Source organism: Amycolatopsis sp. La24 (assembly GCF_029087445.1).
GTDB lineage: Bacteria > Actinomycetota > Actinomycetes > Mycobacteriales > Pseudonocardiaceae > Amycolatopsis > Amycolatopsis nivea.
Genome location: NZ_JARACH010000010.1, coordinates 97,998 through 110,705 on the forward strand (window position 1 = coordinate 97,998; position 12,708 = coordinate 110,705).

The 12,708-nt window shown below is 70.2% G+C and carries 5 protein-coding genes; all 5 read right to left on the bottom strand.

The window, feature by feature from the left end; genetic code table 11:
- The 5 genes from PUT80_RS13375 to PUT80_RS13395 are packed head-to-tail and all read right to left on the bottom strand — an operon-like array spanning position 1 to position 12,694.
- Positions 1-9,681, bottom strand: coding sequence for a non-ribosomal peptide synthetase (locus tag PUT80_RS13375; protein WP_275292129.1), 9,681 nt, complete (start codon positions 9,679-9,681; stop codon positions 1-3).
- Positions 9,678-10,658, bottom strand: coding sequence for a 2,3-diaminopropionate biosynthesis protein SbnA (gene sbnA / locus PUT80_RS13380; RefSeq protein ID WP_051728886.1), 981 nt, complete (start codon positions 10,656-10,658; stop codon positions 9,678-9,680). Before sbnA ends, PUT80_RS13375 begins: the two co-directional genes overlap by 4 nt.
- Positions 10,649-11,857 (bottom strand): acyl-CoA dehydrogenase family protein, encoded by a 1,209-nt coding sequence (locus PUT80_RS13385; protein WP_275292130.1) that lies wholly within the window; start codon positions 11,855-11,857, stop codon positions 10,649-10,651. The genes sbnA and PUT80_RS13385 overlap by 10 nt, the downstream gene beginning before the upstream one ends.
- A complete protein-coding gene (locus PUT80_RS13390) occupies positions 11,854-12,423 on the bottom strand; it encodes a DUF2786 domain-containing protein (RefSeq protein ID WP_275292131.1) in 570 nt (189 codons plus the stop codon). The genes PUT80_RS13385 and PUT80_RS13390 overlap by 4 nt, the downstream gene beginning before the upstream one ends.
- On the bottom strand, positions 12,416-12,694 hold the full coding sequence (locus PUT80_RS13395; protein ID WP_134663258.1) for a phosphopantetheine-binding protein: 279 nt from the start codon (positions 12,692-12,694) through the stop codon (positions 12,416-12,418). Before PUT80_RS13395 ends, PUT80_RS13390 begins: the two co-directional genes overlap by 8 nt.
- Positions 12,695-12,708 lie beyond the last annotated feature (14 nt).

Here is a 12,708-nt window from a genome sequence, read left to right on the forward strand (position 1 = left end):
TCACTGCGACTCCTCGTTGCTCGCCAGCGTTCCGGCCGTCGCGGCGCCGATCTCCGCCTGCGGCCCGGGATCCATCAGGTATTCGTGCCCGCATTCGATCCGGTGCGCCCGTACTGGACCGGACACGTGCGGCACCCAGCGGCCCGCTCGTTCGGCTACCTCGGCGTCGGTCAGGCCGTCGGCGGCGACGAACAGTTCCACTGCGCCGGTGAAGCGCGTCGGGCGGTACCGGTGGGCTAGCGCCGCGTTGTTGTCCATCACGGCTAGGACGCGTGTCATGCGGTCCTCGCCGATGTCGGCCAGTCGGCTGTCTCCCTGCCGCAGCACAGCGATGACGTCGGCCGGGGTCAGCTCGGTACCGGCTTCGGTGTCGTGGAAGCCGACGTGCTCCAGGAAATCGACGAGCAGTTCGTGCCGGGACAGTGCGGCTTCGGTCCCGTCCTGCGGGTAACTGTCCAAGATGGACAGTGAGCCGACCGTTTCACCTTCGGCTTCCAGGCGTACCGCGATCTCGAAGGCCAGCAGACCGCCGTAGGACCAACCGAGCAGGTGGTACGGGCCGTGCGGCTGGAGGCGGCGGATGTGCTTCAGGTAGTCCTCGGCGACCTGCTCGACCGAGTCCGGGAACTGTTCGGCGCCGCTGATTCCCGGCGATTGCAGGCCGTAGATCGGCCGGTCCGGCAGGTGCGCGGCCAGCCCGAGGTACGGCAGGCTCAGGCCGAGTCCGGCGTGCAGGCAGAACAGCGGCGGCTTCGTCCCGGTCGGCCGGATCGGCAGCACCGGCGCGAACGGGTTCGGCAGGTCCGCCAGATCCGGTTCGGCTCGTTCGGCGAGCGCGGCCAGGCGTTCGATGCTGCCGTGGGTCAGGACGTCGGCGACCGTCAACCGGAGTCCGGCTCGTCGGGCCAGTGCGACCAGGCGGACGGATTGCAGGCTGTTGCCGCCCAACTCGAAGAACCCGGTCTGGATGTCGACGTCCGCGATACCGAGGGTTTCCGCGAAAGCGGTGCGCAGCAGTTCGACGGTTTCGCTGGTGTCCTGACTGGTTTGCGCGGCGGGAGCGGGCAAGGCGGAGCGGTCCAGCGAGCCGTCCGGCGCGACTGGGAGGGTGTCCAGTTCCGCGAAGGCGGTCGGGATCAGGTAGTCGGGGAGTTCGGCGGCCAGCGCTTCCCGCAGGGCTAGCGGGTCGACGCCGCGTTCCCACTGCGGGACGACGTAGGCGATCAGCGCGTCGTTCTCGGCGATGACGACGGCTGCGGCGACCGAGGGCTGGCCATGCAGGGCCGCTTCGATCTGCCCGAGCGGGACCGCGAAGCCGCGGACCTGGGCCTCGCGAATCACTTCGACGGTTCCGTCCAAGCGGATGCGGGCGGGGAGACCGGTGGGTGCGTCAGCCAAGTACAGCTCTCCTCGGCCACCGCGAGGCACTGGCCGCTTGCTCTGGTCGAGGACGTTGGCTTGACGGTGCGCGAACGGGCGTCCGTTGACTAGAGACAGCCAGCCGGAGGCCGCAGTGCCTTCGCAGTTGAGTGCTCCGTCGAGGAAGCTCTCGCCGAAGTTCACCACCCGGGTACCCGGTCGCAGTGCCAGCATTTTCGCGATGCTCGGGGTCAGGACCACGACGCTCGGGTCCACCGACGAGGCGAGTTCCGCGATCTCCGCGGCGGGAGCGACGGTCACCACCGCGCCGACGTGCAACGCGGCGAGCACGACCGGCAGCGCGAACTCGGTGTCCGGTGCCAGGAGACGGTCGCCGGCGGTGAGCGGCAATTCCTTCAACAGAGCGGCGACGGTCGCGGCCAGCGCATCTCGGCTGAAGACCGCGTCTCCGCGATACGCCAGCTCCGCTCCGGACAGCGATACCTCCAGGTCGGTGTCGGCGAATCCGGACACGTCCGCAGGGACCGTGTAACGAGACGGCCCGCTCGGTGTCCAGGCCGCGCCGATGGCGAGGACACCGAAGATCGCTGCCCAGCGGTCGCGGCCTGGCGGCAGGTCAACGGTCACCGTCTCCCCCGGACCCGCGCCCTGCGCCTGCAAAGCCCGGGCCAGCCGGTTGGCTTGCTCGCGCAGACCGATGTCTCCCGGCACCAGCAAGTCGTCGGGCACCTTGAGAGCCGGTGCCGCTGGGGTGACTCGCTCGGCTGGAGTGCGCAGGTCGATCCGGCTCAGCGGCTGCCCGGGGTCTTCGGCGGCGGCCGTCAGGAGAAGCGTCAGCCGGTCGACGAGCAGCTGTGCGGTTTCCGCGGTGAACGCGTCGGCGTTGTATTCGAGCGTGCCCTCCAGACCGCGCTCGCCCTTGTGCTGGCCCAGCTGGAAGGTCAGGTCGAACTTGAACTTCTTGTGCGTCGGGGCGAGCATTTCCGGTCGCGCGGTCAGGCTGCCGAGGCTGACTTCGGACGGCGGTACGTCGTAGAAGGACAGCAGCACTCCGAACAACGGCTGTCGCGACATCGACCTTGCCGGTTGCGTCGCCTCCAGCAACCGTTCGAATGGCAGATCCTGGTGGGCGTAGGCGGCGAGGTCGGCGTCGCGGACTCGCGCGACCAACTCGGTGAAGCACGGGTCGCCGCTGGTGTCGGTACGCAGGACGAGTGTGTTGACGAAGAAGCCGACGAGGTCGTGCACGGCTTCGTCCGGACGTCCGGCGACCAGGCTGCCGAGCGGGATGTCGGTTCCCGCGCCCAGACGGGTGAGCAGCGTGGCCAATGCGGCCTGGACGACCATGAACAGGCTCGCCCCTTGATCGTGCGCGAGCCGCGCGAGGTTGCGGTGCACGGCCGAGGAGAGCTCGAACTCGATGGTTCCGCCGTGGTAGCCGGCGGAGGCGCGGCGCGGCAGGTCGACCGGCAACGCCAGTTCGCCCGGGATTCCAGCGAGTGCTTCCCGCCAGTGTTTCAGCAGGCGGGCGGATTCGCCATCCTTGGTGTCGTCCAGCAGGGAGTGCTGCCAGACCGAGTAGTCCGCGTACTGGGCGGGCAGTTCGGTCCACTGTGGACTGGAGCCGGACAGCCGTGCTTCGTAAGCGGTCGCGAGGTCGCGGGCGAGCACGTCGACGGACCAGGCGTCTCCGGCGATGTGGTGCAGCACCAGCAGGAGGACGTGGTCGCCGTTCTGGCCGGGACCGAACAGTTTGCTGCGCAACGGAAGGTCGACGGCCAGGTCGAAGCCGCGGGCAACCTCCTCGGCCAACGCGGCGGCGAGGTCCTCAGGCATCGGTGCGGTGCGCAGCGACTCCCCCGCGTCGAGGACGCGCTGGAACGGGACGCCGTCGGTGTCGGGGAAGACGGTGCGCAGGATTTCGTGGCGGGCGGTGAGATCGTCGACGGCTGCGGCGAGCGCCGAGCGGTCCAGCTCGCCGGAAAGCCGGACAGCGAGGGGGATGGTGTATCCGCCGTGGTCGCCTTCGAGCCGGTTCAGGAACCACATGCGCTGTTGTGCGTACGACAACGGCAGCGGATCGGGGCGGTCCAGCTTGCGGAATGCCGCGCGTGCCTGGCCTGCCGACGCGAGCCGTCCGGCCAGCGCGGCGACGGTACGTGCTTCGAACAGGTCACGCAGCGGCAGTTCCACGTTCAGTTCCGACCGGATCCGGCTGACCAGCGCGGTGGCGAGGAGGGAATGGCCGCCGAGTTCGAAGAAGTCGTCATCGATACCGGCCTCGGGCAACCCGAGCACCTCGGCGTACAGCCGGGTCAGCTGCTCCTCGACCGGGGTGCGCGGGCCGCGTTTCTCTTGGCCGGTGAGGTTTTCCGGGGCGGGCAGCGCTTTGCGGTCGACCTTGCCGTGCGCGGTGAGCGGGAGCCGGTCGAGTACGACGATCGCGCTGGGCACCATGTACGCGGGCAGCAGCTCAGCCAGCTGAGCTTGCAGGTCCTCGGGACGGGCGGTTCCCGCGACGTAGCCGACCAGGTGCCGGTTGGCCGCGTCGGAGCCCTGCACGACGACTACCGCGTCGGTGACGGATTCTTGCGCCAGCAGACCGGCTTCGATCTCGCCCAGTTCGATGCGGTGTCCGCGGATCTTGACCTGGAAGTCGCGGCGTTCCACGAACTCCAGCGCGCCATCGGCCCGGCAGACCACGCGGTCGCCGGTCCGGTACATCCGGGTGCCGGGTTCGCCGAAGGGGTCGGCGACGAACACGGAGCCCGTCTTGACCGGATCGCCCACGTAACCGCGGCCGACGACCAGGCCGCCGACGTACAGCTCGCCTGCGGCGCCGGGCGGGACCGGACGCAGCTCGTCGCCCAGCACGTACAGCCGGGTGTTCCGCACCGGAAGACCGATCGGCACCCGCAGGCCCTGCGCATCGTCCACACTGGACAGAACTGCGTGCGTGACGTCGTCCGAGCACTCGGTCGGGCCGTAGGCGTTCACCATCGGGATATTCGGGAAGTACCCGAACCACCGCACGCACAGATCCGGCGGCAACGCTTCACCGGTCACGACCAGCCACCGCAGACCGGTCAGGTCCGGCGGGCTGCCCGCGTCCCAGAAGTCCAACGCGGCTCGCAACAGCGACGGCACGACTTCCAGCACCGACATGCCCAAGCCGAACAATGCGTCCGGATCCGCCGCGGTCTCGCGGCTGACGGCTCGGACTTGAGCGCCGACCATCAGCGGGGCGAGCATCTGCCACACCGAGACGTCGAACGTCAGCGGCGCGTTCTGCACCAGCACGTCCGAGGGCTTCAACGCCAGGTCTTCGACCTTGGCCAGCAGGTGGTTGACCATTCCGCGGCGAGACACCATCGCGCCCTTGGGGCGGCCGGTGGAGCCGGAGGTGAAGATTAGGTACGCGACGTCGTCGTCCGCACCGACGACCGGGGTCGGCTCGGTGTCGATGACGCCGTCCAGCTCGATGACCTCCACCGGCAGGTTCGCTGCGAGCTCCCGGAATTCCGGGGCTGCGATCACGCACGCCGCGCCGCTGTCCTCCACCAGGCCTTGCAGCCGGGCGAGCGGCACGGTCGGATCCAGCGGCACGTAAGCACCGCCCGCGCCCAGGACGCCGAGAACCGCCGAGATGAAGCCGATCCCGGGACCGGCGAGCACGCCCGCTACCCGTCCCGGCGGCACCCGGCGAGAAAGAGCCGACGCCAGGCCGACCAGGTCCGCGTAGGTCACCGAACCGGAGTCGTCGACCACCGCGACCGCGTCTGGCTTCTGCGCACGCACCCGTTCGACCACGCCCGCACCGACCGGGCCGGTCGCGCCGAGCAGGAAGGTCTGCGCCGGTTCGGCCACCACGTCGATCCGGCCGAGCAGGCGGTCGGGATCGCCGAGCACCGTGTCGAGCAGCGCCCGGAACTGCTGCGCCAAATCGCGGACGCGGTCGTCGCCGAAGGCCTCGCGGAGGTAGTCGAAGCGGAAGACGAGCGAGGCGTGCGGTTCCACGACGAGGCTGAGCGGGTAGTGCCGGGAGTCGAGCGTGACCGCGTCGACTACGCGGACGTCCTCGCCGAGCATCACCAGCGGGCCGCCGTCGCCGGCGGGGACGTTCTCGAACACCACTGCGGTGTCGAAGAGTTCGCCGCTGTCCGGGATGGCTCCGCTCAACTGCGCTTGCCCGATGTGCTGGTAGGACACCATGGCGGCTTGTTGCCGGCCCAGTTCGGCGAGCAGGTCGCGGACCGGGCGGGCCGGGTCGAGACGGGCCCGGACCGGCACGGTGTTCACGAACATGCCGACCATCGTTTCGACGCCCGGCAGTTCCGCGGGACGTCCGGAGGCCACCGCGCCGAAGACCACGTCCTGCTGCCCGGCCAAGCGGCCGACCAGAATCGCCCAGCAGGCTTGCACGATCGTGCTGACGGTCAGCTCATGCTCCCGTGCCCAGGCGTAAAGGTGTGCAGTGTCGCTTTCGGACAGTGCTAACTCGACAGTCGCGGGCAGGTTCGCGGCGGCGGGCAGGTCTGGTGCGACGCGGGTCGGTCCGGGCAGGCCGTCGAGCAGGTCCTGCCAGGCTTTCCGCCCGGCCTCCTCGTCCTGGCGGGACAGCCAGGCGAGGTAGTCGCGCATCTGCGGCACCTCGGGCAGCGCGGTCGTCGCGCCGCCCGCGTAGAGCTGAGCCAGTTCGTCGATGAGGATGGGGACCGACCAGCCGTCGGTGGCGATGTGGTGTGCGCTCCACAGGAACCGGTAGCGCTCGGCGGCGACCCGGATCAGCGTGAAGCGGACCAGCGGCGGGTGCGCCAGATCGAAGCGCTGCAATCGGTCCTGGTCGACGAGTCGCTGCAGTTCCGCCTCGCGATCCTGCTCCGGCAGCACGGTCAGGTCGATTTCGGTCCACGGCAGCTCGACCAATTCGGCGACCAGCTGCACCGGTTCCCCGTTGCGGCGTCGCCGGAAATATCCGCGCAGGGCGGTGTGGCGGGTCAGCAGCGTGGCGCAGGCGTCTCGGACGGCGGCGGTGTCCAGGGGGCCTTCGAGGTCCGCGATTGCCTGCACGGCATAGAAATCGACGCCCTCGGCATCGAGTTCGGTGTGGAAGAGCATGCCCTGCTGCAACGGCGCGAGCGGAAGCACTTCCTCGACCGGCCCGGCCCGCAGCTCGTCAAGTTCTCCCGGTTCGAGTTCGACCAGTGCGGCGGCGGGTTCCGGAGCGACGTCGTCCCCGATCGGGACCGCGTTTTCCGCGATCGCCGCCGGTGTCCGGGCTTCCAGCAGGTCGCGCGGGGTGATGACCAGCCCGGCCTTGCGCGCGCGGCTGACCACCTGGATCGAGCTGACGCTGTCGCCGCCGAGCGCGAAGAAGTTGTCGTCGATGTAGACCTTCGGCACCGTCAGCACCTCGGCCAGCACGTCGCACAGGATGGCCTCGACGGCGTTGCGCGGGGCCCGGCCGACCGCTTCGGCGGCGAAATCCGGCTCGGGCAGCGCGTCCCGGTCGACCTTGCCGTGGACAGTCAGCGGCATCGCGTCGAGCACGACCATCGCGGGCGGCACCAGGTAGTCCGGCAGCCGCTGCTGCAGTTCGCTGCGCACGGACGGCACGTCGACCGGCTCCGTGCCGACCAGGTACGCGGCGAGCCGTTTGGTCCCGGCGTCGTCGCGCACCACTACGACCGCGTCCGCGATCTCGGGCAGCTCGCGCAGGGTCGCTTCGATCTCGCCGAGTTCGATGCGGTGACCGCGGATCTTGACCTGGAAGTCCCGGCGCTCGATGAACTCCAGTGCTCCGTCGGCGCGGCGCACTACGCGGTCGCCAGTCCGGTACATCCGCGTGCCCGGCTCGCCAAACGGATCGGCGACGAACACCGAACCTGTCTTGCCCGGATCGCCCACGTAACCGCGGCCGACCACCAAACCGCCGACGTACAGTTCGCCAGCCGCACCGGCCGGAACCGGACGCAGCTCGTCGCTCAGCACGTACAGCCGGGTGTTCCGCACTGGAAGACCGATCGGCGTCCGCAGCCCGCGTACATCGTCCACACTGGACAGAACCGCGTGCGTCACGTCGTCCGAGCACTCGGTCGGACCGTATGCGTTCACCAGCGGAATCTCCGGGAAGTACCCGAACCACCGCACGCACAGGTCCGGCGGCAACGCCTCGCCCGTCACCACCAGCCACCGCAAACCGGCCAGCTCCGGCGGACCACCGGCGTCCCAGAAGTCCAACGCCGCCCGCAGCAACGACGGCACGACTTCCAGCACCGACATGCCCAAACCGAACAACGTCTCCGGATCCGCCGCGATCTGCCGGTCCACCACGCGCACCTGACCGCCGACCACCAGCGGCGCGAGCATCTGCCACACCGACACGTCGAACGTCAGCGGCGCGTTCTGCACGACCACGTCCGACGCACCCAGCCCGAGGTCTTCGACCTTCGCCAGCAGGTGGTTCATCATCCCGAGCCGCGAAACCATCGCGCCCTTCGGACGACCGGTCGAACCCGACGTGAAGATCACGTACGCGACGTCGTCGTCCGCGCCGACCACCGGCGCCAACTCGGGATCGACCGTGCCGTCCAGCTCCACGACGTCCACCGGCAGCTCCGCAGCCACGTCCCGGAACTCCGGGGCCGCGAGCACGCAGGCCGCGCCGCTGTCCGCCACCAGATCGCGCAACCGCGCCAACGGAAGCGTCGGATCCAGCGGCACGTAAGCACCACCGGCACTGAGCACGCCAAGAACCGCCGAGATGAAGCCACTCCCCGGCCCAGCGAGCACGCCGACCACGCGTCCGGCTGGCAACCGCCGCGACAACGCCGAGGCCATCCCGACCAAATCCGCGTAACTCACCGCACCGGCAGCATCGACCACCGCCACCGCGTCCGGAGCCTGCGCGCGCACCCGCTCCACCACGCCCGCGCCCACCGGGCCGCTAGCGCCCAGCCCGGCGGCGAGCAGTTCCTCGCGCTCCCGCGCGTCGGCGACATCGATGCGGGCGAGCGGCGCGTCCGGATCGGCGCGCGCGAAGCGGTCGAGGAATCCGGCGAACCGGTGCAGGTGAGTGTCCACTCCGGACTCGTCGTAAAGGTCCGGGTTTCCGTTGAGGTGCAGTTCGATCCCGCCGCCGGGTTCGTCGAGGACGGTGATCGACAGATCGTTCGTGATCCCGGTCGACAGATTCCGCACGCGGGTCACGCAGTCGCCCAGCCGCAGGCCGGGGTCCGCGGGCAGCACGTTGACGAAAGGCCCGCCGAACGGCCGCCGCTCGTCGCTGCGCACGCCGATGTCGCGGCGGATCTGGTTGACGTGATACCGCTGATGCTTCAGCGTGCGGGCGAGCTCCCGCGAGGCTTGCTTCAGCAGCAGTTGCGGCGTCATCGCCGGCGTGACCTGCATTTTCAACGGCAGGTAGTTCGCCATCATCCCCGGGATCGTCCGCGTCCGGACCCCCGCGCGGGCAGCGACCGGGACGGTCAGCATCAGGTCCTGGATCCCGGAAAGACGCTCGGTGTAGGCGGCCATCGCGGCGAGCAGGAAGGTCGGCAGGGTCACCCCGGCCTGTGCCACCGCCTTGCGCGCCGCGGCGGCCGCGTCGGCGGGCAGGGCGAGGGTGCGGCGAAGGAATCCGCGAGCCGGCGCGGGTTCCTTGCCGGACAGGCTGATCAGGTCCGGGACCGTGCTGAAGTGGCTGCTCCAGAACTCGCGGTCACGGCCGAGGTGCGTCGAGTTCTGGTAGGCGAGTTCGGATTCCAGCAGGTCCCGGAACGGCGGCAGCGGACGGCCCTCGGGCTCCTTGCCGGTCAGCACCGCCGTGTACAGCTCGCCCATCCGGCGGTGGCAGATCGCGGCGCTGAACCCGTCGCCCACCAGGTGGTGGGTGGTGAGATACCAGAACCGCCGGCGCGGGCCGAGCGTGAGCAGCGCGGCGCGGAACAGCGGGAAATCGCTGACCGAGAACGGCCGGGCCAGGTCCTCGTGCATCCACGCGAGCGCGGCCGCCTCGGGGTCCGGTTCGCCGGACAGGTCCAGGAAGCTGACCGGCAACTCGGTCAGCGGCTCGACCACCTGGCGCGGTTCGCCGTCGACCTCGAAGAAGCGCGCGCGGAAGCATTCGGCCTCGTCGGTGAGCAGGCGGAACGCCTCGACGAACACCGGCACGTCCAGGTCGCCGGAGATGTCCAGGTAGTCGGCCATCGCGTAGGCGAGACCGCCTCCGGACAGCTGCTCGTCGAACCAGACGTCGGTCTGGGCCGTGGACAGGGGCAGGCTGGTCTCGACAGCGGTCATCGCGGCACCTCGGAAAGTCGGTCGGTGGTCTGCCCGGGCACGCGGCCGAGCGCGTCGGCGGCCCAGTGGTCCCGGTAGACCGTGTCCAGGTAGTGGTCGCCCAGATCCGGGGAAATGGCCACGGCGGTCAGGTCGCGGTCCTCGCGGGCGAGCCAGGACAGCGCTCCGGCGACGACGGTGCCGGTCGAGCCGCCGAACAGGAACCCGTGCCCCACCAGCGTCCGGCACATCTCCACGGTTTCGGTTTCCTCGACGTGCACCACGTCGTCCACCAAGGACTCGTCGAGCAGCGCCGGCCGGATCGCGGAGCCGAGCCCGGGAATCTGCCGCGGCCCGGGCGGGCCGCCGAAGCTCACCGAGCCGACGCTGTCCACCGCGACCACCCGGATCGACCGGCGCGCCTCGCGCAGGTACCGGGCGCAGCCCATCAGCGTCCCGGCCGTGCCGGTGCCGACGAACAACACGTCGAGGCCGGGGAACATGCGCAGGATCTCCGGTCCGGTGGTCCGGTAGTGCGCGGTCCAGTTGCCCGGGTTGGTGTGCTGGTCGAGCCAGACGTAGTCCTCGTGCTCCGCGCAGAGGCTCTCCACCAGCCGCTGCCGCGCGCCGACCAGCCCGTCGACCGGATGCGGTTCGGTCAGCACGCGGACCTCGGCGCCGTAGTTCTGCATCAGCTGCCGCGCGGACAGCGTGCAGTGGTCGTCGGTGACGCAGATGAACCGGTAGCCGCGGCTGGCCGCGACCATCGCGAGCGCGACGCCGATGTTCCCGGACGAGCTCTCGACGATCGTCTGCCCGGGACGCAGCCTGCCGTCGCGTTCGGCGCGCTCGACGATCTCCAGCGCGGCCTTGAGCTTGATCGACCCGGCGAAGTTGAACCCCTCGCACTTGACGAACAGGTCGCGGCCGACGAACCGGCGCAGGTCGACGTACAGATCCGGGACGGTGAACTCCTGAGGGGCGGATATCACCCGCACGGCAAACCTCCGCGGTTCAGCGCCGGGAACGACTCGCCCTGGCCGACTTTGCCGGCGAGCAGCCCGGTGAAGACGATGAGTTTCTGGATGTTCGCGGCGCCTTCCATGAATTCGACGCCGCGTGCGTCGCGAATCAGCTTGTCCAGCAAGGGATGCGTCCAGCGCGCGCCCGGCCCGAAGAACCGGCAGGCCGCCCTGGTCGCGTCCTCGGCGAGCCTGCTCGCTTCGGCTTTGGCGGACGAGGCGAGGTGCCCGCCGCGGCTGCCGCCCGCGTCCACCTCCATCGCCGCGAGGTGCACCAGGTTCCGGACGCTCTCGATCCGGTAGCCCAGCTGGTCCCATTCGGCCGCCGCGCCGCCGGTGAGCAGGCCGCCTTCGGCCCGGACGTGTTCGTGCGCCGCTCGCGCGATGCCGATCGCGATCGCCGCGACGCCGGGGCGGAGGCGGTTGAACGTCAGCGTGGCGGCCCACATCCCGCGCCTGGCAGGGGAAAGATGGCGGCCCAGCACCCGGTTCGCGGGGATCCGCACGTTGTCGAACTCGAGGGCGCAGAATCGTGCGCCGCGCAATCCGAGCATGCCCAGCGGTTCGGCGTGGAAGCCGGGGGAAGCGGTGTCCACGAGGACCGCCCGCACGCCGAGCGGGCCAGGCGCGGTGCGGGCGAAGACGACGCCCATGCCTGCGCGGGAAGCGTTGCCGACATACCGTTTCCGGCCGTTCAGCACGAAGTCGCCGTCCGGTCCCGGAGTCAGGCTCGTGGTCAGCGCGTTCGCGTCGGAACCGACGTCCGGTTCGGTGAGCGCGAAGAAAGTCCACGTTGGACGGTCGACGAGCCTGCCGTAGAACCAGGCTTTCTGCTCGTCGTCGCCGAGCACGTCAAGCAGCACGCCGGACATGGACGCGCCCGGTGCGGCGAGCGTCGCGCCCGCGTCGCCCCGGGCGAACTCCTCCAGCAGCACCGTCCGTTCCAGCGCGGTCATCCCGTGGAACCGGTGCCCGGAGACGTTGATGCCCTCCGAGCCGTACTCCCCCGGAACCAGCAGCTGCGCCATGCACCGCACCGCAGGCAGGTCAGCGAACTGGGCGACGGCCTCGGGATCGCGGTCGAGCAGCGCACCGGCGGCACGCAGGCCGCTCGCCCACTCGGCGGCGAGCTCCCGCAACGCCAGCAAGGGTTCGGTCAGCACAGTGCCCGTCACATCGTCCCCTCGGCCATTTCGTGGACGCTCGCGAGCAGCTCCGAGACGTCGGCGACCTCACCCGGTCCACCGGCCAGGAAACCCTTCGCCCCCAGCAAGCCGAGCAGTTTCCGGTCCACATCGGACAGCAAGTGGTGCAGATACCGCACCCGCGCGGGAGCCAGCGTGCCGTCCGCGGCCAGCAGATCCGCTTCGACCGCGAGCTGGCCGTTGAGCGCCGTGGCGAGGCAGTCCTGGATCATCTGCTTGCGCAGCAACGACTCTTCCCCCGAACGCCGCTCGCCCAAGTACCGGACGCACTCGTCGAGCAGGGCCTGGGACAGCCCCAGCCGCACCCACACCAGGTCCGGCCCCGCGGGCGCGCCCGGCAGCCCCCGGGCGAACGCGACCGCGCCGCCGGGCAGCTCGGCTTCCCGCAGGATCTCCGTCCCGGCGGGCAGTTCTCCCGCCGGGACGGCCGCGATCGCGGTGTTCCGGGGCCCCGTCCGCAGCAGCTTGAGCGCGGGCGCGACGCCCTGCTCCCGGGCGACGCGCCGGCACTCCTGCCACGACGCCTGGTCAGGCACGGATTTCCGCGATGACGAACGCGGCGAGCGAACGCACCGATTCGAAGTGCTGCATCTCCAGGTTCTCGGTGTCGAACTCGATGCCGAACGTGTCCTCGAGCTGCATCAGGAGCTCCAGCACGCCGGTCGAGTCGAGGCCGGCGTCGGACAGCCGGGTGTCCTCGGACAGGTCGGCGACGTCGCGTTCGAGCACCGCGCCCAGCGCGCCGGTGATGCCCTCGACGACCCGGTCCTCGGTCAAGGTCTGCGTGGTCTGGGTTGTCTCAGTCATGGCTCTCCTTCTCC